The organism is Falsirhodobacter algicola, from assembly GCF_018279165.1.
GTDB classification, from domain to species: Bacteria; Pseudomonadota; Alphaproteobacteria; order Rhodobacterales; family Rhodobacteraceae; genus Falsirhodobacter; species Falsirhodobacter algicola.
This window is the reverse complement of sequence record NZ_CP047289.1, coordinates 445,977-470,622: the sequence shown is the minus strand read 5'-3', so window position 1 is coordinate 470,622 and position 24,646 is coordinate 445,977. Positions and strand designations below refer to the sequence as shown.

25 protein-coding genes and 1 tRNA gene are annotated in these 24,646 nt (G+C 66.3%); 15 read left to right on the top strand and 11 right to left on the bottom strand.

The window, feature by feature from the left end:
• Window positions 1–50 precede the first annotated feature (50 nt).
• Window positions 51–815 (top strand): nucleoside hydrolase, encoded by a 765-nt coding sequence (locus GR316_RS02420; protein ID WP_211784475.1) that lies wholly within the window; start codon window positions 51–53, stop codon window positions 813–815.
• Here GR316_RS02420 and GR316_RS02415 read toward each other — a convergent pair whose 3' ends face one another.
• Complete coding sequence (locus GR316_RS02415) at window positions 816–1,862, bottom strand: sensor histidine kinase (RefSeq protein ID WP_211785071.1); 1,047 nt, start codon at window positions 1,860–1,862, stop codon at window positions 816–818.
• A gap of 156 nt (window positions 1,863–2,018) precedes the next feature.
• On the opposite strand from GR316_RS02415, the gene GR316_RS02410 reads away from it, so the two are divergent.
• Window positions 2,019–2,375 (top strand): hypothetical protein, encoded by a 357-nt coding sequence (locus GR316_RS02410; RefSeq protein ID WP_211784474.1) that lies wholly within the window; start codon window positions 2,019–2,021, stop codon window positions 2,373–2,375.
• On the opposite strand, the gene GR316_RS02405 is transcribed toward GR316_RS02410, so the two are convergent.
• Together GR316_RS02405 and gmk are read right to left on the bottom strand one after the other, a co-directional pair.
• Window positions 2,356–2,886: a gamma carbonic anhydrase family protein gene (locus tag GR316_RS02405; RefSeq protein WP_211784473.1), complete on the bottom strand. Its 531-nt coding sequence runs from the start codon at window positions 2,884–2,886 to the stop codon at window positions 2,356–2,358. The genes GR316_RS02410 and GR316_RS02405 overlap by 20 nt on opposite strands.
• Window positions 2,883–3,515 (bottom strand): guanylate kinase, encoded by a 633-nt coding sequence (gmk, locus tag GR316_RS02400; protein ID WP_211784472.1) that lies wholly within the window; start codon window positions 3,513–3,515, stop codon window positions 2,883–2,885. The genes GR316_RS02405 and gmk overlap by 4 nt, the downstream gene beginning before the upstream one ends.
• 233 nt (window positions 3,516–3,748) lie before the next feature.
• Between gmk and GR316_RS02395 the strand changes: the two genes are divergently transcribed.
• The 4 genes from GR316_RS02395 to nhaA all read left to right on the top strand — a co-directional run bounded on the left by GR316_RS02395 (window position 3,749) and on the right by nhaA (window position 8,088).
• Window positions 3,749–4,312, top strand: a complete 564-nt coding sequence (locus GR316_RS02395; protein WP_211784471.1) for a PAS domain-containing protein — start codon at window positions 3,749–3,751, stop codon at window positions 4,310–4,312.
• Between the two features lie 247 nt (window positions 4,313–4,559).
• Entirely contained in the window at window positions 4,560–6,311 is a 1,752-nt protein-coding gene (locus GR316_RS02390) for an acetolactate synthase 3 large subunit (RefSeq protein WP_211784470.1), read from the top strand.
• A 10-nt stretch (window positions 6,312–6,321) separates the two neighbouring features.
• On the top strand, window positions 6,322–6,879 hold the full coding sequence (ilvN, locus tag GR316_RS02385) for an acetolactate synthase small subunit (protein ID WP_211784469.1): 558 nt from the start codon (window positions 6,322–6,324) through the stop codon (window positions 6,877–6,879).
• Between the two features lie 18 nt (window positions 6,880–6,897).
• On the top strand, window positions 6,898–8,088 hold the full coding sequence (nhaA, locus tag GR316_RS02380) for a Na+/H+ antiporter NhaA (protein WP_211784468.1): 1,191 nt from the start codon (window positions 6,898–6,900) through the stop codon (window positions 8,086–8,088).
• Here nhaA and GR316_RS02375 read toward each other — a convergent pair.
• Both GR316_RS02375 and GR316_RS02370 read right to left on the bottom strand, forming a co-directional pair.
• Complete coding sequence (locus GR316_RS02375) at window positions 8,085–8,528, bottom strand: cytochrome c-type biogenesis protein (protein WP_211784467.1); 444 nt, start codon at window positions 8,526–8,528, stop codon at window positions 8,085–8,087. The genes nhaA and GR316_RS02375 overlap by 4 nt on opposite strands.
• On the bottom strand, window positions 8,525–10,492 hold the full coding sequence (locus tag GR316_RS02370) for a heme lyase CcmF/NrfE family subunit (protein ID WP_211784466.1): 1,968 nt from the start codon (window positions 10,490–10,492) through the stop codon (window positions 8,525–8,527). Before GR316_RS02370 ends, GR316_RS02375 begins: the two co-directional genes overlap by 4 nt.
• A gap of 108 nt (window positions 10,493–10,600) precedes the next feature.
• Between GR316_RS02370 and rocF the strand changes: the two genes are divergently transcribed.
• Window positions 10,601–11,527: an arginase gene (rocF, locus tag GR316_RS02365; protein WP_211784465.1), complete on the top strand. Its 927-nt coding sequence runs from the start codon at window positions 10,601–10,603 to the stop codon at window positions 11,525–11,527.
• Between the two features lie 156 nt (window positions 11,528–11,683).
• Window positions 11,684–14,317 (top strand): DNA gyrase subunit A, encoded by a 2,634-nt coding sequence (gene gyrA, locus GR316_RS02360; protein WP_249218825.1) that lies wholly within the window; start codon window positions 11,684–11,686, stop codon window positions 14,315–14,317.
• Here gyrA and GR316_RS02355 read toward each other — a convergent pair.
• Window positions 14,293–15,300, bottom strand: coding sequence for an AI-2E family transporter (locus GR316_RS02355; protein WP_211784463.1), 1,008 nt, complete (start codon window positions 15,298–15,300; stop codon window positions 14,293–14,295). The two genes, gyrA and GR316_RS02355, sit on opposite strands and share 25 nt — an antisense overlap.
• 98 nt (window positions 15,301–15,398) lie before the next feature.
• Between GR316_RS02355 and trmFO the strand changes: the two genes are divergently transcribed.
• The 3 genes from trmFO (at window position 15,399) to GR316_RS02340 (ending at window position 18,555) form a co-directional block, all read left to right on the top strand.
• The gene (trmFO, locus tag GR316_RS02350) at window positions 15,399–16,733 is read left to right on the top strand and encodes a methylenetetrahydrofolate--tRNA-(uracil(54)-C(5))-methyltransferase (FADH(2)-oxidizing) TrmFO (RefSeq protein ID WP_211784462.1); all 1,335 of its coding nucleotides are present in this window, start codon (window positions 15,399–15,401) and stop codon (window positions 16,731–16,733) included.
• A complete protein-coding gene (gluQRS, locus tag GR316_RS02345) occupies window positions 16,718–17,569 on the top strand; it encodes a tRNA glutamyl-Q(34) synthetase GluQRS (protein ID WP_211784461.1) in 852 nt (283 codons plus the stop codon). The genes trmFO and gluQRS overlap by 16 nt, the downstream gene beginning before the upstream one ends.
• Before the next feature lie 89 nt (window positions 17,570–17,658).
• Window positions 17,659–18,555 carry a glycosyltransferase family 8 protein gene (locus tag GR316_RS02340; RefSeq protein ID WP_211784460.1) on the top strand — a complete coding sequence of 299 codons (897 nt, stop codon included), beginning with the start codon at window positions 17,659–17,661 and terminating at the stop codon, window positions 18,553–18,555.
• Window positions 18,556–18,601: 46 nt separating this feature from the next.
• On the opposite strand, the gene GR316_RS02335 is transcribed toward GR316_RS02340, so the two are convergent.
• The 5 genes from GR316_RS02335 to pdxH all read right to left on the bottom strand — a co-directional run bounded on the left by GR316_RS02335 (window position 18,602) and on the right by pdxH (window position 21,347).
• Window positions 18,602–19,546, bottom strand: a complete 945-nt coding sequence (locus tag GR316_RS02335; protein WP_211784459.1) for an alpha/beta hydrolase — start codon at window positions 19,544–19,546, stop codon at window positions 18,602–18,604.
• Window positions 19,547–19,556: 10 nt separating this feature from the next.
• Window positions 19,557–19,633: transfer RNA gene (locus tag GR316_RS02330), tRNA-Pro, on the bottom strand.
• 42 nt (window positions 19,634–19,675) lie between these two features.
• Window positions 19,676–20,110 carry a DUF192 domain-containing protein gene (locus GR316_RS02325; protein WP_249218795.1) on the bottom strand — a complete coding sequence of 145 codons (435 nt, stop codon included), beginning with the start codon at window positions 20,108–20,110 and terminating at the stop codon, window positions 19,676–19,678.
• Between the two features lie 14 nt (window positions 20,111–20,124).
• Entirely contained in the window at window positions 20,125–20,655 is a 531-nt protein-coding gene (locus GR316_RS02320; RefSeq protein WP_211784457.1) for a cold-shock protein, read from the bottom strand.
• Window positions 20,656–20,741: 86 nt separating this feature from the next.
• The gene (gene pdxH / locus GR316_RS02315; RefSeq protein WP_211784456.1) at window positions 20,742–21,347 is read right to left on the bottom strand and encodes a pyridoxamine 5'-phosphate oxidase; all 606 of its coding nucleotides are present in this window, start codon (window positions 21,345–21,347) and stop codon (window positions 20,742–20,744) included.
• Between the two features lie 136 nt (window positions 21,348–21,483).
• Between pdxH and fabI the strand changes: the two genes are divergently transcribed.
• Genes fabI through GR316_RS02295 form a run of 4 tightly spaced genes read left to right on the top strand, consistent with a single transcriptional unit; the run spans window position 21,484 to window position 24,614 of the window.
• Window positions 21,484–22,296 (top strand): enoyl-ACP reductase FabI, encoded by an 813-nt coding sequence (gene fabI, locus GR316_RS02310; RefSeq protein WP_211784455.1) that lies wholly within the window; start codon window positions 21,484–21,486, stop codon window positions 22,294–22,296.
• A gap of 27 nt (window positions 22,297–22,323) precedes the next feature.
• Window positions 22,324–22,929 (top strand): LysE family translocator, encoded by a 606-nt coding sequence (locus GR316_RS02305; RefSeq protein ID WP_211784454.1) that lies wholly within the window; start codon window positions 22,324–22,326, stop codon window positions 22,927–22,929.
• A gap of 9 nt (window positions 22,930–22,938) precedes the next feature.
• A complete protein-coding gene (gpt, locus tag GR316_RS02300) occupies window positions 22,939–23,448 on the top strand; it encodes a xanthine phosphoribosyltransferase (RefSeq protein ID WP_211784453.1) in 510 nt (169 codons plus the stop codon).
• Complete coding sequence (locus GR316_RS02295; RefSeq protein ID WP_211784452.1) at window positions 23,448–24,614, top strand: aminotransferase; 1,167 nt, start codon at window positions 23,448–23,450, stop codon at window positions 24,612–24,614. The genes gpt and GR316_RS02295 overlap by 1 nt, the downstream gene beginning before the upstream one ends.
• Window positions 24,615–24,646: the final 32 nt, after the last annotated feature.

Genomic DNA, 24,646 nt, shown 5'->3' with positions numbered 1-24,646 from the left:
CGGTTCGCATGACCCTAGTTCCGTCACGGTAATTGAAAGACGACGAGACGATGATGCGGCAGATGGTGATCCTCGATACCGATTGCAGTCAGGACGCTGCGATTGCTGCGCTGTTCCTGCTTCTGGCCCCCGGGCGGATGGATGTGGCGGGGATCACGGTCGCAGACGGCCCGAGCACCGATGCGTGGCAAAGGGCCCATGCGCTGCGCGATGTCAGCCGCCGGAACGACGTGCCGATCCTGCCCGGCGGGCCCGGCGATGCGACCGAGGCCGCCGCCTTCATCATCCGCACCGTGCGCGCGAACCCGCCCGACAGCGTGACGATCTGCTGCTGCGGCCCCCTGACCAATATCGCGGCCGCGCTGCGGCAGGCCCCCGATATCGGCCGCCGCCTGCAATCGATCGTCCTTGCGACGGGCCGGGACGATGCGGGCAAGGATCTGGCCTATCTGCGCGCCGATCCCGAGGCGGCGCGGACGGTGCTGGAATCCGAGGCATCGCTCGTGGTGGTGCCGGACGATTTGGGCCTGCCCCTCACGCATGGCGATCTGACCTGCCTCGGCGCGGCGGGCGATGCGGGCCGCCTTGCCGCCGAGATGCTGGGCACCGCGGTTCAGATCCTCGATGCGGGGGCCGTCGCCTATCTGCTGCAACCGCATCTGTTCCTCGGTCGCCCCCTGCGGCTGGAGGTGACGGAGGACGACATCATCGTCGATCGCAACCCGCCCTGCCGCAGCCACACCGATCTGATCTATATGATCGCGGTGGATCAGGACGCCCTGCGCACCATGGTCAGCCGCGCGCTGTGCAGCTGATCAATCGCGCGGCAGGATCACGCTGAAGGTGCTGCCCTTGCCCTTCGCGCTTTCGATGCGGAAGCGGCCGCGATGGCGATTGACGATGTGCTTCACGATCGCAAGGCCCAAGCCCGTCCCCCCCATCTCGCGCGAGCGGTGGTTGTCCACGCGGTAGAACCGCTCGGTCAGCCGCGGGATGTGGATCGGATCGAAACCGTCGCCATGATCGCGCACCGCCAGAACCACCGCCGGCGCCCGCAGCGCCTTGCAATCGTCTAGCGAGATGTCGATCTCCACCAACCCGCCGGTGCCGCCGTATTTGAGCGCGTTCTCCACGAGGTTCTGGAACACCTGAAGCATCTGATCGGGATCGGCGGGGATCAGGACCGGATCGGCGACGCCCGTCACCTCGAGGCGGATGTCGCGTCCATCGGCGACGGGGCGCAGCGTCTGCACCGCCATCCGCACGATCGCCGAGATGTCGACTTGCGTCGTCGGGCGCACCCGCTCCTCGGCCTCCACCCGGCTCAGCGACAGAAGATCGCGGACCAGCCGGTTCATCCGCTCCGCCTCGCGCGCCATGATGCCGAGGAAGCGTTCGCGGGCAGCCGCGTCGTTGCGGGCCGCGCCTTGCAGCGTTTCGATGAACCCCAGAAGCGAGGTCAGCGGCGTGCGCAACTCATGGCTGACATTGGCCACGAAATCGCGGCGGATCAGGCCCGCGCGTTCCTGCTCGGTCACATCCTCGAAGGTGCAGAGGGCGCTCCCCCCCTCCACCGGGGCGACGGTGACACGGTAAATCGTCTCATAAGAGGGGCCGGTGACAATATGACGCGCCGTTGCCTCCTGCCGGTGGCGCAGCGTCCCTTCGATCGCATCGAGCAGGCTGGGCTGCCGCATGGCCAGCACATAGTGCCGTCCTTCGATTCCTGCGCCGAAAAGGCCGATCGCGCGGCTGTTTGCCACATGAATACGTTCATCATCACCGATGACGACGGCCGGCAGCGGTATACCTCGTACGACGGAACGCAATAAGAGGTGTGATGGAAAAGGCGTGATCGTCATCATTTTGTTTCCGTATGGAGCGACGGGTGTATACCCTAACTGCGTATGAAGGGAGTTGCGCCCGCGTGACGTGTAAGCCATTCAGGCCCCTATGCTAGTTCTATGGTCACTCCAGTGAAAATTCTGTGTAACACTACAGGGAATTATAAGGTCGCCATGAAGCAGCCCCAGGGCGAGGTCACATGCAGGAAGGATGGCATCTTCCTTTTGATCGACGCACCCCATGCGTTGCGCAGCATCGACACCGAGGGTGCGGTGCCCGGAATCGTGGTCGCACGCTATGTCGATGTCAGTCAGCATCTCTTGTCGCGGGTCTGCCCGGACCGCATTGTGGCGCCGTTGTTCGGCCGCGATTTCGATGCGCATGAACTGCTGACCCGCCTGCGCCGCCTGTCATGGGCCGGGCGGGTGGACATCCTGCTTCCCGAACTGCCCCGCCCCGCCGCCGTCGAGGAAGAGCTCTGCGGCATCGCCGGCGGGTGCGAGCTGCATTTCATCCGCCAAGCGTGGTGAGGCCCTCGCGGAAGCGGCGCATGTTCTGACGGTAGCGCGCCGCCGAGGCGCGCAGCCCGGCCCGCTCTTCGGGGGTCAGGGCGCGAACGACCTTCGCCGGCGATCCCAGAACGAGGCTGCCGGCCGGGATCTCCCGCCCCTCGGTCACGAGGGCGCGGGCACCGATCAGGCATTCCTCGCCGATGCGGGCGCCGTTCATCACCACCGCCCCCATGCCGATCAGCGTGCCGTCGCCCAGCGTGCAGCCGTGCAGGATCGCGCCATGCCCCACCGTGCACTCCGCGCCCACCGTCAGCGGAAAGCCGAGATCGGTGTGCAGCATGCACAGATCCTGAATGTTGCTGCCCTCGCCCACGCGGATCGGCTCGTTGTCGCCGCGCAGGACCGCGCCGAACCAGACCCCCACGCCCGAGCCGAGCGCCACCTGCCCGATCACATGCGCCCCCGGCGCGACCCAGACATCGCCCGAGGCGGGCAGCATCGGGGACTGGTTCTCCAGATCGTGCATCATCGCGCTGCAAACTCCTCGTTCAGATCGCGCACCAGATCGGTCAGGTCGGGCTGGCGGTCCCGGCGCAGCCGTTCGGCCACGAGGATCGCGCGCAGCTTCTCCTCCGTCTCATCTATGTCGGAATTCACGAGGACATAGTCATATTCGGCCCAATGGCTGATCTCGTCCCGGCTTTTGTCCATGCGCCCGCGGATCACCTCGTCGCTGTCCTGCCCGCGCCCGCGCAGGCGCCGCTCCAGCTCCGCGATCGAAGGGGGCAGGATGAAGATCGACACCACGTCCCGGCCAAGGGCGGAATTGCGGATCTGCTGCCCGCCCTGCCAGTCCACGTCGAACAGCGTGTCCCGCCCTTCGCGCATCGCCGTTTCGACCGGCGCGCGGGGGCTGCCGTAGAAATTGCCGAACACCTCGGCATGTTCCAGCATCTGACCGCCCGCGATCATGGTCTGGAACGCCTCGCGCGTGCAGAAGTGATAATGCTCGCCATCCACCTCGCCCGCGCGCGGGGTGCGCGTCGTCGCCGAGACGGAGAAGCGGATATCGGCATCCCATTCCATCAGCCGCCGCGACAGCGTGGATTTCCCCGCGCCCGAGGGGGAGGAGAGTATCAGAAGAAGTCCGCGCCGCATGCCACCATCCTGCCTGTCATCGTTCCCGGCATCTGCGCGAGGGGCCGGACCCGGGTCAACCCTTCACCCTGCCTGTTCCTGCGCCTTTGCCCTTGCATCTTAACCATTTGTTCATCTTTGGCGGGACATCGCCGCAAGCCGTGGTACATCCACATCCGCTGTTGTTGGTTTCCGTCCGGTTAATGGTGTACGAGTTGTCCCTAGTTTTTGAGTATCCGGCGAAAGGCCGAGCCATGAAGGACCGGTTCCCGATGATAGCCTCGATCCGCGCCTGCTGGCAAAGCCTGCGCGCCGGCGAGGATCTGCCCGCCCGTTCCCAGATCGACCCTGTCCTTCTGGGAACGGCGCTCCCCCATGCCTTCTTGATCGAGCGCAGCGCCCCCGGCGTCTTTCGCTTTCGCCTTGCGGGGCGGCATCTGACCGATCTGATGGGGATGGAGTTGCGGGGCATGCCGCTGACCGCCCTGTTCGTGCCGGCCGATCGCACCCGCCTGTCGATGCTGGCCGAAACGCTGTTCACCGATCTGACGGTGATGGAGATGCAGCTGTCGGTTCCCGGCGCGCCGCCTTCGGTCGCGGCGCGGCTGGTTCTACTGCCGCTGCGCCCGCGCGGCGGCGGCGAGATGGCCCTTGGCGGATTGCAGATGGACGGCACCACCGCCATCGCCCCCTGCCGCTTTGCGCTGCACCGCCATCTGCAGGAACCCCTGCACGGCCTGCAAGAGGATGCCGCCCCCTTCCAGCCCGCCCCGCGCCCGTTCGGGCCGCGTCTCGCATGGTCCCGCAAGGAAGATTGATTGCGCAAAACACCCGCAGCTTGAAATCTTCCATCAATAACGCTTCCGTTACGGTCATTTTCATATTGACCTCGCCTCGGCTTGCCCCTAGGTTCCCCGAACGCAACAATTGGGGGCGGAGGATGTCCGCAGTCATGGTTCATGGGACGACAAGGCGCATGGACCGGTGACGGTTGACCATCACGGTTTCCATGCGCCCCCGCCCCGGGGGCTTTTTGTTGCGCGGCAAAGCAGGACGGAGAAAGCCATGACTCGGATGAGTGGCGCGAAAATGGTGGTGCAGGCCCTGAAGGATCAGGGGGTGGAGGTCGTCTTCGGCTATCCCGGCGGCGCCGTGCTGCCGATCTATGACGAGATCTTCCAGCAGTCGGACATCCGCCACGTCCTCGTGCGGCACGAACAGGGCGCGGTGCATATGGCCGAAGGCTATGCCCGCTCCACCGGCAAGCCGGGCGTGGTGCTCGTGACCTCCGGCCCCGGCGCCACGAACGCCGTGACGGGCCTGACGGACGCGCTGCTCGATTCCATCCCGCTCGTGGTGCTGTCGGGTCAGGTGCCCACTTTCCTGATCGGCACCGACGGCTTCCAAGAGGCCGATACCGTCGGCATCACCCGCCCCTGCACCAAGCACAACTGGCTGGTGAAGGACACCGACCGTCTGGCCGCCACCATCCATGAGGGCTTCCATGTCGCTACCAAGGGCCGCCCCGGCCCGGTGCTGATCGACATTCCCAAGGATGTGCAGTTCGCCACCGGCACCTATGTCGCGCCGGATGCGATCCGCGTGCCCCACTACCAGCCACGCACCGCCCCCGACATGGACGCCGTGACCCGCATGGTGGAGATGATCGAGACCGCCGAACGCCCGGTGTTCTACACCGGCGGCGGGGTCATCAACTCCGGCCCCGAAGCGAGCCGCCTGCTGCGCGAGATCGCGGATGCTGCGGGCATTCCGGTGACGTCCACGCTGATGGGCCTCGGGGCCTATCCCGCCAGCGGCAAGGGCTGGCTGGGGATGCTGGGGATGCACGGCCTTTATGAGGCCAACATGGCGATGCATGGCTGCGATCTGATGCTGAACATCGGCGCGCGGTTCGACGACCGGATCACCGGCCGCGTGGCCGATTTTTCGCCGAGATCGGCGAAGGTGCATGTGGATATCGACCCCTCGTCGATCAACAAGATCGTGCGGGTGGATCTGGGTGTGGTCGGCGACGTGGGTGCCGTGCTGGAGGCGGCTCTGCGCCTTTGGACCGAACGCGGCCGCCGCCTGAACCGCGAGGCGATCGCCCGCTGGAACGCCCAGATCGACGAATGGCGCGCCGTGCGCTGCCTGCGCTACCGCCCGTCCACCACGACGATCAAGCCGCAATACGCGCTGGAGCGTCTGGAAGCCCTGACCAAGGACATGGACCGCTACATCACGACCGAAGTCGGCCAGCATCAGATGTGGGCGGCGCAGTTCCTCGGCTTCGAGGCGCCGAACCGCTGGATGACATCGGGCGGCCTCGGGACGATGGGCTACGGGCTTCCGGCCTCCATCGGGGTGCAGATCGCCCATCCGGACGCGCTGGTCATCAACGTCGCCGGAGAGGCGTCGTGGCTGATGAACATGCAGGAGATGGGGACCGCGATGCAGTTCCGCGCCCCGGTGAAGCAATTCATCATGAACAACGAACGGCTTGGCATGGTGCGTCAGTGGCAGGAACTGCTGCATGGCGAACGCTACAGCCATTCGTGGTCCGAGAGCCTGCCCGATTTCGTGAAGCTGGCCGAGGCGTTCGGCGCCAAAGGCATCCGCTGCCACGATCCGGCGGATCTCGACGACGCGATCATGGAGATGATCCGCTATGACGGGCCGGTGATCTTCGATTGCTTGGTGGAGAAGCACGAGAACTGCTTCCCGATGATCCCGTCGGGCAAGGCCCATAACGAGATGATGCTGGGCGATGCGGATGTCGAAGCCGCCTTCGGCGGCAAGGGCTCGGCGTTGGTGTAAGGGGACGGATATGGCACTGAACATCAAGAGCGGCTCCACGAGCCATTCGGCCTACGATCTGCGCGATCCGAACGGCGAGATCATCGAATCCCACACCCTTGCGGTGCTGGTGGACAACGAAAGCGGCGTTCTGGCGCGGGTGATCGGCCTGTTCTCGGGGCGCGGGTACAACATCGAAAGCCTGACCGTGGCGGAGGTGGACCATGAGGGCCACCGCTCGCGCATCACGGTGGTGACGACGGGCACCGCGGTCGTGATCGAACAGATCAAGGCGCAGCTCGGGCGGCTCGTGCCGGTTCACGCCGTGCACGATCTGACCGTGGAGGGGCCGAGCGTGCAGCGCGAACTGGCGCTGCTGAAGGTGGCCGGCAAAGGTGATGCCCGCATCGAGGCGCTGCGTCTGGCCGAGATCTTCCGCGCCAACGTGGTCGATTCGACGCTGGAGAGCTTCGTCTTCGAAATGACCGGCACCGCCGAGAAGATCGAGGCCTTCGCCGACCTGATGCGCCCGCTGGGCCTGCGCGAAATTGCACGAACCGGCGTCGCGGCTCTAGCGCGCGGAATGTGACGGCGCTACACCCGCATCATGGAACATACGCGCACACGACCGCCTTCGCTGATCCGGGAATTCCTGAACTCTTCCACCTCCGGGGGGATCGTGCTGATCCTCGCCTCGGCGGCGGCACTGATCGTGGCCAATTCCGGCCTCGGCGAGGGGTATGAACACCTGCTGGAGATGCGGATCGGTCCGCTTCCGGTGCTGGAATGGATCAACGACGCGCTGATGGCGCTGTTCTTCCTGAATGTCGGCCTCGAGATCAAACGCGAGGTGCTGGACGGGCAGCTTGCGACATGGCCGCGGCGCGTTCTGCCGGGGGCTGCGGCCCTTGGCGGGATGGCGGTTCCGGCGATCATCTTCCTCGCCGTCAACCTCTCGATCGACGGGGGGCGGCCCAGCGGTTGGGCCATCCCCTCGGCGACCGACATCGCCTTCGCCCTTGGGGTGCTGTCGCTGCTGGGATCGGCGATCCCGGTCTCGCTGCGGGTGTTCCTTGCGGCGCTGGCGATCATCGACGATCTGGGGGCGGTGGTCATCATCGCGCTCTTCTACACCTCGGATATCGACATGCCGATGCTGGCGGGTGCGGCGGTGTCCTTCGCGGCGCTGCTGGCTCTGAACAAGGCGGGCGTGATGCGGCTGCTGCCCTATCTCGTGATCGGGGCGGTGCTTTGGGTCTTCACGCTGGAATCAGGTGTGCATGCGACGATCGCGGGCGTTCTTCTGGCGCTGACCATTCCGCTGCGCCCCTCGCCCGGCGCGCCCGACGACATGACCTCGCCGGTGAATCGGCTGGAGCATGCGATCAACCCGTGGGTCACGTTCTTGATCGTGCCGCTCTTCGGCTTTGCCAATGCCGGCGTCTCGTTCGAGGGGATCGGCCTGTCGAACCTGCTCGATCCGGTGCCTCTGGGCATCGCGGCGGGGCTGTTCGTGGGCAAGCAGGTCGGCGTCTTCTCCACCGTGTGGGTGGTGATCCGCGCCGGATGGGCCGATGTGCCCGCCCATGCCACGCGGCGGCAGGTCTATGGGGTCAGCGTGCTCTGCGGGATCGGCTTCACCATGAGCCTGTTCATCGGGCTTCTGTCCTATGCCGATCCGGCCCTGCAGAACGAGCTGAAGATCGGCGTGCTGGTCGGCTCGGGCCTGTCGGCGCTGGTCGGGGCCGCGATCCTGATCGGGGCCAAGCGCGAAGCCGTTCCCACGCGCTCGCGCTAATCCTTCATCAGCGCATCGAGGCGGGCGCGTTCCGCCTCGGTCAACGGCTCGGGCGGGGCAGGCTTGCGGCGCAGCGCCGCCCCCGCGATCACCGCCCCCAGCAGAAGCAGCAGCGGCCCCGCCCCCCACAGGATGAGCGAACTGCCCCGCGCCGGCGGCGAGAGCAGCACATATTCGCCGTAACGGGCGACCACGAAATCCACCACCTCCTGATCGGTATCCCCCGCCTCCAACCGCTCGCGCACCAGAAGGCGCAGATCGCGGGCGATGCCGGCGGTGCTGTCGTCGATCGTCTCGTTCCGGCAGACGGGGCAGCGCAGGCCCGCGCTGATGTCGCGGGCGCGGGCCTCCAGCGCCGGATCGGGCAGGATTTCGTCGGGTTGGACGGCAAAGGCCGGCCCCGCCAGCAGCAACGCCGAAAGCAGCAAAGCGCGCATCATGCCGGACGCGCCTGTGCCGCCGGGGCGCGCGCCGCGCCCGCCGCCATCCGCCGCCGCCGGTCCGACAGGCTCATCCCGCCGCCCAGCGCCATGATGAAGGCCCCGCCCCAAATCCAATTGGCAAAGGGTTTGAGATAGCCGCGCACGGCATAGCCGCCCCCATCCTGCGGATCGCCGATCACGAGGTAGATGTCGCGCAGAAGGCCGTGGTCGATCCCAGCCTCGGTCGTGGGCATTCCCGCCACGGGATAGAAACGCTTTTCGGGGTGCAGCGTCGTCACCGCGCGCCCGTCCCGCATCACCTGCATATCGGCGATGGTGGTGGTGTAATTTGCGCCCTGCCCCTCGCGGACGGCCTGCAAGGTGATGTCATAGGGACCGAGGGCATAGCTTTCGCCCACGCGTAGGACGCGGATATCCTCCTGCTGCCATGCGGTGATGGCGCTGATGCCGAAAACGGTGATGGCAAAGCCCAAATGCCCCAGCGCCTTGCCCCAATCGGCCCGCGGCAGGCGGCGCAGACGGCGCAAGCGCCCCGGCCCGCGCCCGGATCGCTGCGCCAGATCCACCAGCACCCCTGCCGCGACCCAGCTTGCCAGCCCCACGCCAACAGGCCCCAGCGCCGAGCGGTTTTCCTGCATCGCCCAAGCCAGCGCCGCCAGCGCCAGCGCCAGAACCAGCGCCCCGCGCAGCGGCCACAGCGCCCGGCGCAGCGCTGCCCGCTTCCACGGGATCAGCCCCGCCACCGGCAGCACCAGCGCGATCAGCACCACGAAGGGCGTGAAGGCCGCATCGAAGAACGGCGCCCCCACCGACAGCGTCCGCCCCCATGCCATCTGCGCGACCAGCGGCCAGATCGTCCCGATGAACACGACGAAGCAGGCCACCGTCAGCAGAAGGTTGTTCAGCACGAGCCCGCTTTCCCGGCTGATGGTGGAGAAGATGCCCTTCGCCTCCATCGCGCCGGCACGGATGGCGAAAAGCGTCAGCGCCCCCCCCATGAACAGCGCAAGGATCACGAGGATCACCACGCCCCGCTGCGGATCGTTGGCGAAGGCATGGACCGAGGTGATCACCCCCGAGCGTACGAGGAACGTCCCGATCAGCGAAAAGCCGAAGGCGAGGATCGCCAGTAGGATCGTCCATGCCTTGAGCGCCTCGCGCTTTTCCACCACGACGGCCGAATGCAGCAGCGCCGCCCCGATCAGCCATGGCATGAAGGAGGCATTCTCCACCGGGTCCCAGAACCAGAAGCCGCCCCAACCAAGCTCGTAATAGGCCCACCATGACCCCATCGCGATGCCGATCGTCAGGAACAGCCACGCCGCCAGCGTCCAAGGCCGCACCCAGCGCCCCCATGCGGCATCGACCCGCCCCTCGATCAGGGCGGCGATGGCAAAGGCGAAGGGCACGCTCATCCCGACATAGCCGAGATAGAGGAACGGCGGGTGGAAGGCGAGGCCGGGGTCTTGGAGCAGCGGGTTCAGGTCATGCCCGTTGAAGGGGGGCGCCGCCAGCCGCAGAAAGGGGTTCGAGGTCAGCAGCATGAACAAGAGGAACGCAAGCCCGATCATCCCCTGCACCGCCAGCACCCGCGCCCGCAGCCGGTCCGGCAGCTCTGCGCCGCGCCACGCCACCATCGCCCCGAACAGCGCAAGGATCATGGACCAGAGGAGGAGCGATCCCTCGTGGTTCCCCCACACGCCCGAGATCTTGTAGAGCATCGGTTTGAGCGTATGCGAATTGTCCACCACCAGCCGCAGTGAAAAATCGGAGGTGACGAAGCCATGCATCAGCGCCGCGAAGGCCGCGATCAGCAGCAAAAGCTGTATCTTCGCCGCCGCCGTTCCCAGCGCCATCCATCCGCTCCAGCCCCGCTGGGCACCGATCAGCGGCACGGCGGCCTGAAGCAGCGCCACCCCGCAGGCCAAAACCAGCGTGAAATGGCCAAGTTCGTCGATCATGCATGGCTCCCAAGGCTTGCGGCGGAAAGCTTAGGGCCACCCGCTCCGATTTAGAATAGCATCCCGCGAACGTGATCCTATGTTGCGCGCAAAGCGAAAGGAGCCTTCATGCCACAATCCTGCATCTTGATCGGCGCACCGATCGACAGTGGCCAGCGGCGGGCGGGGTGCCTGATGGGTCCGGCGGCCTACCGTGTGGCGGGCCTCGGCGCGACGCTGACCGCCCTTGGCCACCGCGTGGAGGATCGGGGCGATGTCGCCCTGCCCGCCCTGCGCCCGGCCGAATGCGGCAATCCCGCCGTCCATGCCCTGCCCGAAACCGTCGGCTGGACCGAGGCGCTGTCGGCCACGGTGCAGGCGGCGCTGTCGGATGGCGGCTTTCCGGTGGTGATGGGGGGCGATCACTCGCTCGCGCTCGGATCGGTGGCGGGGGCGGCGGCGCATGCCCATGCGGCGGGCCGGCCATTGTTCCTGCTATGGCTCGACGCGCATTCCGATTTCCACACCCCGCAGACGACGACCTCGGGCAATCTGCACGGAACGCCCGTCGCCTATATCGCCGGGCGCGCGGGGTTCGACGCGTTCCCGCCCTTCCCGGCCCCGCTGCCCCCGCGCAACATCTGCCTCTTCGGCATCCGCTCGGTCGATCCGGCCGAGCATGAGGCCCTGCTGGAGCATGAGATCGAGATCAACGATATGCGCGTCCTGGACGAGTTCGGGATCGTGGTGCCGCTGCGCGCCTTCCTCGACCGGGTGGAGCAGGCGGGCGGGATGCTGCATGTCTCGCTCGATGTCGATTTCCTCGACCCCTCGATCGCGCCGGCGGTCGGCACCACGGTGCCCGGCGGCGCCACCTTCCGCGAGGCGCATCTGGTGATGGAGCTTCTGCACGAGAGCGGTCTCGTCACCTCGCTCGATCTGGTGGAGCTCAACCCCTTCCTCGACGAACGGGGACGAACGGCGAAGATGATGGTCGATCTCGTGGGCTCGCTGATGGGGCGCAAGGTGTTCGACCGGCCGACGCGCAGCTTCTGAACGGGCCGGCGGCATTGTGCCGCCCGCCCCCAACCGTTATAGTCGGCACGACAGAAGTACCAGAAAGCGCAGCCCGTGACCGATACGCCCGACCTTCCTGAAAACGCTGACGAAAATCGCGGCCCGACCGGTCCGCAGGTCTCCATCAGCGAGGAGATGCGGACGGCCTATCTCGACTATGCCATGAGCGTCATCGTCTCGCGCGCCATTCCGGACCTGCGTGATGGGCTGAAGCCGGTGCATCGGCGCATCCTGCATGCGATGAACGAAAGCGGAAACACCGCCGACAAGGCCTATCGCAAATCGGCCCGCCCGGTCGGCGATACGATGGGGAAATACCACCCCCATGGCGATTCCGCGATCTACGACGCGCTGGTGCGGATGGCGCAGCCCTTCTCCATGAGCCTGAAGCTGCTGGACGGTCAGGGGAACTTCGGCTCCATGGACGGCGACAGCGCGGCCGCCATGCGCTACACCGAAGTGCGGATGGACAAGCCCGCCGCCTTCCTTCTGGCCGATATCGACAAGGATACCGTCGATTTTCAGGACAACTACGACGGCAAGGACCGCGAGCCGACCGTTCTGCCCGCCCGCTTTCCCAACATGCTGGTCAACGGCGCGGGCGGCATCGCCGTCGGCATGGCGACCAACATCCCGCCCCACAACCTTGGCGAGGTGATCGACGGCACGTTGGCCCTGATCGAGGATCCCGACCTCTCCACCGAGGCGCTGATGGAGATCATCCCTGCCCCGGACTTCCCGACGGGCGGGCAGATCCTCGGCCGGTCGGGCGCGCGCAAGGCCTATCTGGAAGGTCGCGGTTCGGTCATCATCCGCGCCAAGACGCGCGTGGAGGAGGTCCGCAAGGACCGCTACGCCATCGTGCTGGACGAGATCCCCTATCAGGTGAACAAATCCTCGATGATCGAGAAGATTGCCGAGATGGTCCGCGAGAAGAAGATCGAGGGCATTTCGGGCGTGGCGGACGAATCCGACCGCGTCGGCGTACGCGTCGTGATCGAGCTGAAGCGCGATGCCACGCCCGAGGTGGTGCTGAACCAACTGTTCCGCTTCACCCCGATGCAGACCTCGTTCGGCTGCAACATGCTGGCGCTGAACGGCGGCCGCCCCGAACAGCTGACGCTGCGCGATTTCCTCACGCATTTCATCACCTTCCGCGAGGATGTCGTTGCGCGCCGGACGGCGTATGAGCTGAACAAGGCGCGCGAGCGCAGCCATATCCTCTGCGGTCTGGCCGTCGCGGTCGCCAATGTCGACGAGGTGGTCGCCACGATCCGCTCCTCCGCCGATCCGGCCGAGGCGCGCGAGAAGCTGATGACCCGTCGTTGGCCCGCCGAGGAGATCGCGCCCTACATTCGCCTGATCGACGATCCGACCCACACCATGAACGAGGACGGGACCTACAACCTGTCCGAGGCGCAGGCCCGCGCCATTCTGGAACTGCGCCTTCAGCGCCTGACCGCGATGGGCGTGAAGGAAGTCACCGACGAGTTGCAGGAACTGGCCGCGAAGATCCGCGACTATCTGGAAATCCTCGGTTCGCGCGATCGGATCATGGCCATCATCTCGGCCGAACTGCGCGAGGTGCGCGACCTCTTCGCCGTCCCCCGCCGCACCGAGATCATGGACTGGTCCGGCGACATGGAGGACGAGGACCTGATCGAGCGCGAGGACATGGTCGTGACCATCACCTCGGGCGGGTATATCAAACGCACGCCGCTGGCCGAATTCCGCAGCCAGCGCCGCGGCGGCAAGGGCCTCTCCTCCATGGCGACCAAGGAGGACGATGTCGTCACGACCCTGTTCGTGGCCAGCACCCATGCGCAGCTTCTGTTCTTCACGACCGACGGCATGGTCTACAAGCTGAAGACGTGGCGTCTGCCGCTGGCCAGCCGTCAGGCGCGGGGCAAGGCGATCGTCAACATCCTGCCGATCCAGCCCGGCATCTCCATCGCCGCGCTGCTGAAGATCGACGAGCCGGAGGATCAGTGGGACGATCTGCAACTGGTCTTCGCCACCAGCGCCGGCGATGTGCGCCGCAATGCGCTGTCCGATTTCACCAACGTCAAACGCAACGGCAAGATCGCCATGCGGGTGGAGGATGGCGTCAGCCTCGTGAACGTGCGCGTCACGAACGAGAATGACGATGTGATGCTGATCACGGATTCGGGCCGGGCGATCCGCTTCCCCGTCACCGATGTGCGGATCTTCAAGGGCCGCGAAAGCACCGGCGTGCGCGGCATCCGCCTTTCGGGCGAGGATCGCGTCGTCTCCATGTCCGTCATCCGCCACTTCGAAGCGGACCCGGCGGAGCGCGCCGCCTATCTGAAGCAGCGCCGCCTGATGGCGGGCGTCACCGAGGATGAGGCGGAGACCGATGACGAGGACGCGGCCGAAGCGGGCCAACTCTCGACCGAGCGTTATGCCGAACTGTCGGCTGCCGAGGATCTGATCCTGACGATCACGGCGCAGGGATCGGGCAAGCTGTCCTCCAGCCACGATTACCCGGTGCGCGGGCGCGGCGGCATGGGCGTGAAGGCGATGGACGGCGCGATGCGAGGCGGCCCGCTGGTCGCCTCCTTCCCGGTGGAGATGGGCGATCAGATCATGCTCGCCACCTCCACGGGTCAGTCGATCCGCGTCCCGGTGGAGGGGATCAGCTTCCGCTCCCGCTCGGCCGGGGGGGTGCGCGTGTTCAACACCGGAGAGGGCGAGCACGTCGTCTCCGTTGCGCGGATCGCCGATCAGGCCGACGAAGACGCGGTCTGATCCTCTAGATAATCCGCGATGTAATGCTTGTTGGCGATGGTCATGACCACCGCCAACAAGGGCGTCGCCAGCGCAAAGCCCAAGAGGCCGAACAGGTATCCCAGCATCAACTGGAAACTAATCGTCAGCGCCGGGGGCAGCGATACGAGTTCCTGTTGCAGGCGCGGGGTCACGAGGTAACTCTCCACCGCCTGCACCGCGACATAGAGGCCGACGATCAGCAGCGCCGTGTTCATGCCCTGCGACAGGCCCAGCAGCACCGCCGGCACCGCCGCCACGACCGGCCCGATATTGGGCACGAAGGTCGCGATCCCCGCCAGCACCGCAAGGATCAGCGCCAGCGGCACGCCCAGCACCGTCAGCCCGATGAAGGTCAGAAGCCCGATCACCGCCATGGACCCGAACTGCGCCGTCAGCCACGAGCGGAGCGCGCCGCCCGCATCGCTCAGCATGGCGCGGGTGCGGGGGCGCAGTTCGGGCGCCAGAAGCGCGACGACGCCCTGCCGGTAGATCCCCGGCGAAATGGCGCAATAGATGCCGATGAACGCCACGAGGAAGGTGTTTCCTAGAATCCCGATCGTGGAGGATACCGTGGCCAGCGCCCCCATCCCGCTTGGGATCATGGAGGCGAAATCGACCTGCTGGCGCACCTGCTGCATCCATGGATTGGCGTTCACCATATGCTCCAGCCGCTCGATCGCCGAAGGCAGCTGCGACAGAAGCTGCACCAGCTGCTGGAACAGCGCCTGCGAGGCATTGGTGAAGAACAGCACGATCATCACCAGCAGCAACACCGAAAACGCCAGAAGGCCCCAGCCGCTGCCGATTCCCGTATGCCGACCGATCCATGCCCCGCCCCCGCGCAGGAACACCGCCACCAAGACGCCGGCGAAGATTAGGAGCGGAACCTGCGGCGCAAACAGGATCACCGCCACCATCAGCGCCGCGATCACCACCACCGATACCCAGCTTCTTATCCTCATGGCGTTGATCCCCCGTCGCTTTTTTCACCGATGACAGTAGCGTGCCTGCCCTGCATGGCCACCTTCCCGAATCCCACCGCTCCGATTATGAGAGGCGCATGACACAGGAACTTCACATCGTTGGCGGCGGCATGGCCGGATCGGAGGCCGCTTGGCAGGCTGCTTCCATGGGCGTGCCCGTCGTTTTGCATGAAATGCGCCCGAAGGTCGGCACCTTTGCCCACCGAACGGGCAGTTTCGCGGAAATGGTCTGCTCCAACTCCTTCCGCTCCGACGATGACGAACGGAACGCGGTCGGGCTTCTGCATTGGGAGATGCGGCAGGCGGGCGGCCTCATCATGCGCATGGCGACCGAGCATCAGCTTCCGGCCGGCGGCGCGCTGGCGGTGGACCGCGACGCCTTTGCCGAAGGCGTGACGCAGGCGCTGCGGGACCATCCGCTGATCCGCATCGTCGATGCCGAAATCACCGAACTGCCGCAGGACGGCGCGTGGATCTTCGCGACGGGCCCCCTCACCTCGCCCGCGCTGGCCGAGGCGATCGGCACCGTCACCGGGGCCGAACGGCTGGCCTTCTTCGACGCCATCGCCCCCATCGTGCATGCCGACAGCATCGACATGACCGTGGCCTGGCGCCAGTCCCGCTACGACAAGGGCGAGACGGAGGAAGAGCGGACCGCCTATATCAACTGCCCGATGGACAAGGCGCAATACGAGGCGTTCATCGCCGCCATGCTGGCCGCCGACAAGACCGAGTTCCACGAGGGCGAAACCGCGGGCTATTTCGACGGCTGCCTGCCGATCGAGGTGATGGCCGAGCGCGGCCCTGAAACGCCGCGCTTCGGCCCGATGAAGCCCATCGGCCTGACCAATCCGCACAACCCGGACGTGAAGCCCTATGCCGTCGTCCAGTTGCGGCGCGACAACAAGCTCGGCACGCTTTATAATATTGTCGGTTTCCAGACGAAGATGAAATACGGCGCCCAGACCGAGGTGTTCCGCATGATTCCGGGGCTGCAGGACGCGGCCTTCGCCCGGCTGGGCGGGATCCATCGCAACACCTTCCTGAACTCGCCCACCCTCTTGGATGACCGGATGCGCCTGCGCGCGCGGCCGAACATCCGCTTTGCCGGGCAGGTGACGGGGGTCGAGGGCTATGTCGAAAGCGCCGCGATGGGGCTTCTGGCGGGCCGCATGGCCGCAGCCGAGCTTCTGGGCCGCGATCTGCCGCCGCCCCCCGCCGATACCGCGATGGGCGCGCTGGTGACGCATATCACCGGCGGGGCCGAGGCCAAGACGTTCCAGCCGATGAACGTCAACTTCGGCCTCTTCCCCCCGATCGACGCCAAGGGCGGGCGCCGCGGCCGCAAGGACCGCTACAAGGCCTATACCGACCGCGCGAAGGAGGCGTTCACCGCGTGGCTCGCTATGTGACACGCTTCGCGCCCTCGCCCACCGGGCCGCTGCATCTCGGCCACGCCTTTTCGGCGCTGACGGCATGGGCGCGGGCGCGGGATGCGGGGGGCACCGCCCTCCTGCGGATCGAGGATCTGGACCGCTCGCGCGCGCGGCCCGAATGGGAGGCGCGGATATTCGAGGATCTGCACTGGCTCGGCCTCGATTGGCCACGCCCCGTGATCCGCCAGTCGGACCGGCAGGCCGCCTATGACGCGGCGCTGGCGCGGCTTGCGCCGCTGACCTATCCCTGCCGCTGCACGCGCGCCGATATCCGCGCCGCGCTGAATGCACCGCAAGAGGGCGCGCAGGGGCCGGACGGCATCATCTATCCCGGCACCTGCCGCCATCGCCGGATGGAGGATGCGGGCCCGGACGATACGATCCGCCTCGATATGGCGCGCGCCATGGCGGCGGCCGGGCCGCTCACCTTCGTCGAAACCGGGCAAGCCCCCGGCCCGCGCACCGTGACGGCCGAGCATATGATCCGGGGCGTGGGCGATGTGATCCTGTCGCGGCGCGGCATGGGCGCGGCCTATCACCTTGCCGTGGTGGTCGATGACGCGCATCAGAACGTGACCGAGGCGGTGCGCGGCGCCGATCTGGCCGATGCGACGCCGATCCATGTCCTTCTGTCGCGGCTGCTGGGCCTGCCGGTGCCGCAGTATCACCACCACCGCCTGATCCGCGATGCGGCCGGCCGCAGGCTGGCCAAACGCGACGACGCCCGCGCCCTGTCCACCCTGCGCGACGAAGGCCTGACCCCGCACGACATCCGCCGCCTGCTCTGGCCCGACGGCCCCGCCCCGCTTTGACCTGAGGGCGGAGCTATGACACTGTGCCCCTTGCACCGCGGCGGTGCAGCCGGTGGGGCGCGCCCCACCCGTTCTGAGACCGGAAGATCATGATGACACAGAAGAACACGCGGATCGCCTATGGCCTGAACATGGGCCTGATCGGCCCGACGGCCCTGTCGCTGTGGTCGGCCATCCGCTCCACCCCCTCGCTGGGCCATGTGGAGATCCTCGATGTGGAGCTGACCGAGGCCGCGCGCGACATTCTGCGCCGCATCGCCGGGCCCGCGGGCGTCGCCATAACCTTCCACGCCATGCAGGATTCCGATTTCGACGCCGCCCGGCACAAGGGCCGCCATGTGCCCAAAGCCGCCCTTGCCCGCCTGTTCCTGCCCCGTCTGGTGGAGGATCGCGTCCTCTACATCGACGGCGACACGCTGGTGCGCCGCGATCTGGCCGAAGCGTTCACTGCCGATCTGGAGGGCAAGCCCCTTGGCGCGGTGCGCGATTTCGGCTGCCTTCAGGGCCTCGACCGGGTGCGCCGCGGCAAAAGCTGGTCGCACCGCGAGGTGACGGAACAACTCGTCGCGCCCTTCCCGGTGGAGGATTACTTCAACTCCGGCGTGCTGCTGATGGATTGCGCGGCGATCCGCAACGAGGGCACGCTGGCGCAGGACATGATCACTTTTGACCGGGCGCAGGAATACCGCACCGTCGATCAGGATTTCCTGAACGAGCTGTTCAAAGGCCGCGTGAAGCATCTGAACCCGGCATGGAACGCCTCATGGGGCCGCACGGCGCAGCAACGGACATGGATCGGCCTGCACGGCCATGACGGCCCCGAGACACAGCGCGAGGCGGATGGGATCTATCACTTCCACGGCCCGCTGAAACCGTGGCGCAAATTGCCGAGCAACCGCTGGCGCCGCAGCATCCCCGCCGTCGCCCGCTACAAACTCGCCCTCCGGTCGTTCCGCAAAGCGTTCCCGGACGTTCCCTTCGACTGATCCGGGGGCGATTGCCTTCGAGGACAGCGGCCGTCACGCCGCAGATTCAGGCGCGCAGGATCGCGTCATCACGCAGGAGCTGGCTTTCCTGATCGTGCACGACGATGCGTCCTATGGCCTCCTCGATCGGCTCCCCTCGATAGGCACTGTAAGAGCCATGACTGGAGGTCACTTCGATCAGCCGAACGTGATCCGGTTTCGCCGCGGCCAGCCGCCTGATCGGCGCGATCGGTACCTTGGGATCGTCCGGATTGTGAAGGGCGAGCACAGGCACCGGCGATAGCGCACGCTCCGTCGCATACGGAAATGCCCCGGATGCCGAAGAGACCGAGGTTATGTTTTCCGGCTGCGTGCGCCCCGTAATATGGCCCATGTAAAGGGTGTTGAGCGCGGTCATCGCCCCTGCAGAGGATCCAGACAGGCAGACATCGTGATGAAGGCCGTGTTCGTCATGGGCGGACGTGACCCAGCGGAGCAACTGAACGATGTCATCCAGCGCTATCATAGGCAGCCTTCGCGTATGATGGCGTTTCATGCCTTCGTTCAGAGTTTTGACCTCACCGTCCAGTACATGCAGCCTTTTCCACCCGATGGCATTTTTCGGCTTCTGTCCGCGCAGCCGATAGCTCGGGAAAGCTGCATGATAGCCCTGATTGTTGAATTCCTGCGCCATACCGCTGTGGTGCCTGTTGCCGCGTCTTCCCGATGTGAAACCGCCTGAATGCAACCAGATCACCGTACCGCGCGGCGATGGCCCCGCGCAGTGGAATACGTCAACTTCGAGAGCCAACGGACCGGTCTCGGTTTCTCCGACACCATACTGAAAAGTCGTCTTACTCAAGGCACTGCACCGATCTACGAACGCTATCCGGCGCGGGCGGTGGGCGTCGATGAGTGATTGCCCGATGCCGGAACAGGATGTCTTCTCGATGCCAAGCAGACCATAAGGACAAGCGACGCGCAACCGCACGGGCCCTCGATGCAGATCCATGTTCAGATGCTGGTCGGGGCGAGAAGATTCGAACTTCCGACCTACGGTACCCAAAACCGTCGCGCTACCAGGCTGCGCTACGCCCCGATGCGTGATCCCCTAGCGGGTATCACGGACAAAGAAAAGGGGTCACCCGCAGGGCCAGACCGCCTTTGACTGATCGAGCGCAGGAGAGCGCATCTCGCTCCCCTCCTCGATGCCCAGACGGCGGGCGAGGCCGCCGTTCACTTCGATCACCATCTGGATGTCATCGCCGCCGGGGATCGGGGTTTCGTCATGCGGGCGGGCATTCTCATGCACGCGGCGCACGATGCCGGTATCATCGACGAAGATCATATCGAGCGGAATCAGCGTGTTGCGCATCCAGAAGCTGACCGATTGCGCGTGATCGTAGACGAACAGCATCCCCGCCGAACGCGGCAGGCTTTCGCGGAACATCAGCCCGCGCGCCCGCTCGGCGGCGTCATCGGCCACCTCCACGGTAAAGCGCGCGGTTCCAGCGCCGCGGAACTCCACGGTGTCGGGGCGGCATTCGGCGGCCGCCGCCCCCCCTGCGATCCCCATCAGGGCAAGGCAGGCTATTCCGATTCGCGCAGCGCAGCTTCCCATGACACCACCTGTACCGCCGTCATTCCACGGCGCCCCTCGGTCGCGCGGAGGGCGACGGCCTCCCCCGCGGCCAGATCGGAAAAACCCGAAGCACGCAAGATTTCCATATGCAGGAAGATGTCCTGCCGCAGCCCGAAGACATTGGCGAAGCCAAAGCCCTTGATCTTGTCGAACCATTTCACCCGCGCCGGCTGCAACGGCTGCTTGGCGGCCAGTTCGGGATCGAGGCCCATCTCCTCCAATGGGCGCAGGGCGATGCCTTCGGGAAGCCCGATATCCAGCACCTCCATGACCTGATCGCCCTTTTCGGTGCTCTCGACCCGGATGGTGATCTGTGCGCCATCGGCGACCGAACTCTGCCCGTAATTGCGCAGGACGTTCGCGTGAAGAAGGATGTCCCGCTCCGCCCCGTCCGAGACGACGAAGCCGAAACCGCGTGCCGGATCGAACCACTTCACCGTCCCCTGCAGGACGCGTATGTCCCTGTCTTCGTTCTGCATGCCCGAGGTCTCACCCCATTTTTTTTGTTTTCTGGCCTAGCTTTGACGTAGTTTGCGCGAAAAGCGCAAGTCCCCGCGCGCATGCCCTAGGGTGAGAGGCGTCGGACGTTCCACTCCGCCTCGGGCGAGGGGCGCTGCCAGAGGAAACGATCATGCAGGCGAAAGGCACCGTCGGCCCAGAACTCGATCTGCGTGGGCACGATGCGGATGCCGCCCCAGAAGGGCGGGCGCGGCGGCGCACCGGCATGGCGCGCGGTGACCTTCGCCACCTCGGCCATCAGCGCGCCGCGGCTTTCCAGCGGCGCACTCTGCCGCGAGGCCCATGCCCCGAGGCGGCTTTGAAGCGAGCGGGAGGCGTAATAGGCATCCGCCTGCGGCCCCTCTTCGCGGCTGGCATGGCCGCGCACGCGAATCTGGCGGCGCAGCGATTTCCAGTGCAGCACGAAGGCCGCCTTGCCCGACTGCGCGATCTGCCGGCCCTTGGCGCTATCGTAGTTGGTATAGAAGACGAAGGCCGCGTCCTCGATCTCCTTCAGAAGGACCATGCGCACATCGGGCATGCCCTCTTCGTCCACGCTCGCCAGTGCGATCGCGTTGGGATCGTTCGGCTCCAGCGGCTCGGCCGCCGCAAGCCAGTCGCGCGCGATCCCGAACGGGTCCTGCCCCGCAAAGATTCCCGTACGTTCCTGCACCGCGCGTCCCCCACCACAGTTGCCATTCCGCCAGACCCTATGGCCCAATTCCGGAAACGCAAGTGCGGCGGCTTGATGCGGGCGAAAACATGGCCTAAACCCGCCGAATAACGAATAACGTGGCGAGGGAAGCCGGATGAACGGATTGCTGGCTGGAAAACGCGGCCTGATCATGGGCCTTGCGAACGACAAATCCATCGCCTGGGGCATCGCGAAAGCCTGTGCCGACCAGGGTGCGGAGCTTGCGTTCTCCTACCAGGGCGATGCGCTGAAAAAGCGTGTCGAGCCGCTGATCGCCACCATCAACAGCGACATCATGATCGAGTGCGACGTCTCCAGCGAGGAGTCGATGGACGCGCTGTTCGAGACGCTGCAACAGAAGTGGGGCAAGCTGGACTTCGTCGTCCACGCCATCGGCTTCTCGGACAAGAGCGAGCTGCGCGGCCGTTATGTGGACACGTCGGCTGCGAACTTCCGCATGACGATGGACATCTCGGTCTACAGCTTCACCGCGATCTCGCGCCGCGCGGCGGCGATGATGCCCGAGGGCGGCAGCCTGCTGACGCTGACCTATTACGGTGCCGAAAAGGTGATGCCGCATTACAACGTGATGGGCATCGCGAAATCGGCGCTGGAAACCTCGGTCAAGTACATCGCCGAGGATCTGGGCCGCGACGGCATCCGTGTGAACGCCATCTCCGCCGGTCCGATCAAGACGCTGGCCGCCAGCGGCATCGGCGATTTCCGCTACATCATGAAGTGGAACGAGCTGAACTCGCCCCTGCGCCGCAACATCACGCAGGAAGAGGTGGGCAAATCCGCGCTCTATCTGCTGTCGGATCTGGCATCGGGCGTGACGGGCGAATGCGTCCATGTCGATGCCGGCTATCACGTCGTGGGCATGAAGGCCGTGGACGCGCCGGACATCGAAACGCCGAAGAAGGACTGACGCCGTGACGCCGAGGAGGAGGCCGTCATGACGCTGGCCGCCTTCCTTGCGGTCTGGGCCGTGCATCTTGCCGCAGCCATCAGCCCCGGCCCCGCCGTTCTGATGGCCGCGCGCACCGGCGCGGTGGAGGGGCGGCGGACGGGCTCGTTCCTTGCCGTCGGCCTTGGCATCGGTGCCACCTTCTGGGCGGCGGCGGCGCTGTTCGGCCTCTCGCTTCTGTTCGCGGCGGCGCCCGCGCTTTTGGGCGCGTTCAAGCTGGCGGGTGCGGCCTTCCTGATCGTGACCGCCATTCAGATGTGGCGCCATGCCGATGAGGCGCTGGTGCTGGATGCGCGCCCGCCCCGCGGCGCACTTTCGGCGCTGCGGCTGGGGGTTGCGACGCAGCTTGCCAATCCCAAGCCCGCCATCTTCTTCGGCGCGGTCTTCGTCGGCCTCGTGCCGCCGGGCGTTCCGCCGCTGATGCTGGCCGCGCTCCTTTTCGTCGTCTTTCTCAACGAAACCCTGTGGAACATGCTCGTCGTGCGTATTTTCTCTCTCGAGAAGGTGCGCCGGGGGTATATCCGCCTCAAATCCATCCTCGACCGGGTGTTCGGGGGGCTCTTCGCGCTCCTCGGCATCCGCATCGCATTGTAAGGAGGCTTCATGTCCCCCGATCACCGCCTGCCCCATGAAAAGGGCTTCCATATCAGCTGGGATCAGATCCACCGCGACAGCCGGGCGCTGGCGTGGCGCCTCGATGGGCATGGCCCGGAAAACGGCGCATGGCGCGCCGTGGTCGGCATCACGCGCGGCGGCCTCGTGCCCGCCATGATCGTCAGCCGCGAGCTGGACGTGCGCGTCGTCGATACGATCAGCGTTAAAAGCTATTCCCACCAGTCGCGCAGCGAAGCGGTCGTCACCAAGGCCCCGCAGGCCGATCTGATGGGCGACGGCGAAGGCATCCTGATCGTCGACGACCTCGTGGACAGCGGCAAGACGATCGAACTGGTCCGCAAGATGTATCCCAAGGCCCATTTCGCCACCGTCTACGCCAAGCCGCAGGGCCGCCCGCAGGTGGACACCTTCATCACCGAGGTGAGCCAAGACACTTGGATCTTCTTCCCTTGGGACATGGCGCTGCAATACGTTCAGCCCTTCCGCGGCACCGACTGATGCCGCTGCTGGCCCCCGCCCTCGCCGCGACCTGCGCCCCGCCCGTGATGGAGGCCCGCCGCTGGCTGGCGGGGGCCAGCTTCCCCCCCGAACGGCCGCTGATCAACGTCAGTCAGGCCGCGCCGGTCGATCCGCCGCCCCTCGCCCTGCGCGAGGCGATGGCCGAGGCCGCCCTGTCGCGCCCCGAGGCGCATCTCTATGGCCCCGTCCTCGGCAATCCCGAACTGCGCGCCGAACTGGCCACCGCCACCGCCGCCCATTATGGTGGCACGGTGGGGGCCGAACAGGTTGCGATCACCCAAGGGTGCAATCAGGCTTTCTGCGCCGCCATCGCCACCCTCGCCGCGCCGGGGGATGAAGTGATCCTGCCGACGCCGTGGTATTTCAACCATGCGATGTGGCTTCAGATGAACGGCATCCGCGCCGTGCCCCTGCCCTGCGGCGCGGGCCTTCTGCCGGACCCGGAGGCAGCGGCGGCGCTGATCGGCCCGCGCACCCGCGCCATCGTCCTCGTCACGCCGAACAATCCCAGCGGCGCCGAATATCCCGGCGGCCTCGTCGAGACGTTCCACGCGCTGGCGCGGGCGCATGACATCGCGCTGATCCTCGATGAGACCTATCGCGATTTCGACTCGCGCACGGGGCCGCCGCACGAACTGTTCCGCGATCCGGACTGGCACCGCGATGTCATCCACCTCTATTCCTTCTCCAAGGCGTTCCGGCTGACGGGCCACCGCGTCGGTGCGATGATCGCCGGCACCCGCCGCATGGCCGAGGTGGAGAAATATCTCGATTGCGTCTCCATCTCGGCGTCGCAGATGGGGCAGATCGGCGCGCTCTGGGGCCTGCGGAACCTTGCCCCATGGGTCGCGGGGGAGCGGGAGGAGATCCTGTCCCGCCGCCAGCGCATGGTCGAGGGGCTGGCGGCGCTGGACGGATGGGACGTGATGGGCTGCGGCGCGTATTTCGCCTATGTCCGCCATGCCTCGACCACCCCCTCGCCCGATCTGTGCCGCAGGCTGGTCCATGAGGCAGGCATCCTGATGCTGCCCGGCACCATGTTCCGCCCCGACGGCGGCACGGACGAGATGCGCATCGCCTTCGCCAATATCGACGCCGCCGGAATCGACGATCTGTTCACGCGGCTGCGCGCCTTCGCCCTCTGATCTTGCCCCGCTGCGCGCAAGCCCGTAGGAAG

Coding starts and splice junctions, on each gene's coding strand:
- GR316_RS02335 (WP_211784459.1), bottom strand. CDS start 19,546: ATGGATCTGCATCGAGGGCCCGTGCGGTTGCGCGTCGCTTGTCCTTAT.
- GR316_RS02305 (WP_211784454.1), top strand. CDS start 22,324: ATGACGCTGGCCGCCTTCCTTGCGGTCTGGGCCGTGCATCTTGCCGCA.
- ilvN (WP_211784469.1), top strand. CDS start 6,322: ATGGCACTGAACATCAAGAGCGGCTCCACGAGCCATTCGGCCTACGAT.
- GR316_RS02390 (WP_211784470.1), top strand. CDS start 4,560: ATGACTCGGATGAGTGGCGCGAAAATGGTGGTGCAGGCCCTGAAGGAT.
- gyrA (WP_249218825.1), top strand. CDS start 11,684: ATGCGGACGGCCTATCTCGACTATGCCATGAGCGTCATCGTCTCGCGC.
- gmk (WP_211784472.1), bottom strand. CDS start 3,515: ATGCGGCGCGGACTTCTTCTGATACTCTCCTCCCCCTCGGGCGCGGGG.
- GR316_RS02355 (WP_211784463.1), bottom strand. CDS start 15,300: ATGAGGATAAGAAGCTGGGTATCGGTGGTGGTGATCGCGGCGCTGATG.
- nhaA (WP_211784468.1), top strand. CDS start 6,898: ATGGAACATACGCGCACACGACCGCCTTCGCTGATCCGGGAATTCCTG.
- GR316_RS02340 (WP_211784460.1), top strand. CDS start 17,659: ATGATGACACAGAAGAACACGCGGATCGCCTATGGCCTGAACATGGGC.
- trmFO (WP_211784462.1), top strand. CDS start 15,399: ATGACACAGGAACTTCACATCGTTGGCGGCGGCATGGCCGGATCGGAG.
- GR316_RS02405 (WP_211784473.1), bottom strand. CDS start 2,886: ATGATGCACGATCTGGAGAACCAGTCCCCGATGCTGCCCGCCTCGGGC.
- GR316_RS02420 (WP_211784475.1), top strand. CDS start 51: ATGATGCGGCAGATGGTGATCCTCGATACCGATTGCAGTCAGGACGCT.
- GR316_RS02370 (WP_211784466.1), bottom strand. CDS start 10,492: ATGATCGACGAACTTGGCCATTTCACGCTGGTTTTGGCCTGCGGGGTG.
- GR316_RS02410 (WP_211784474.1), top strand. CDS start 2,019: ATGAAGCAGCCCCAGGGCGAGGTCACATGCAGGAAGGATGGCATCTTC.
- rocF (WP_211784465.1), top strand. CDS start 10,601: ATGCCACAATCCTGCATCTTGATCGGCGCACCGATCGACAGTGGCCAG.
- GR316_RS02415 (WP_211785071.1), bottom strand. CDS start 1,862: ATGACGATCACGCCTTTTCCATCACACCTCTTATTGCGTTCCGTCGTA.
- GR316_RS02295 (WP_211784452.1), top strand. CDS start 23,448: ATGCCGCTGCTGGCCCCCGCCCTCGCCGCGACCTGCGCCCCGCCCGTG.
- GR316_RS02320 (WP_211784457.1), bottom strand. CDS start 20,655: ATGCAGAACGAAGACAGGGACATACGCGTCCTGCAGGGGACGGTGAAG.
- GR316_RS02395 (WP_211784471.1), top strand. CDS start 3,749: ATGAAGGACCGGTTCCCGATGATAGCCTCGATCCGCGCCTGCTGGCAA.
- GR316_RS02375 (WP_211784467.1), bottom strand. CDS start 8,528: ATGATGCGCGCTTTGCTGCTTTCGGCGTTGCTGCTGGCGGGGCCGGCC.
- gpt (WP_211784453.1), top strand. CDS start 22,939: ATGTCCCCCGATCACCGCCTGCCCCATGAAAAGGGCTTCCATATCAGC.
- GR316_RS02325 (WP_249218795.1), bottom strand. CDS start 20,110: ATGGGGATCGCAGGGGGGGCGGCGGCCGCCGAATGCCGCCCCGACACC.
- fabI (WP_211784455.1), top strand. CDS start 21,484: ATGAACGGATTGCTGGCTGGAAAACGCGGCCTGATCATGGGCCTTGCG.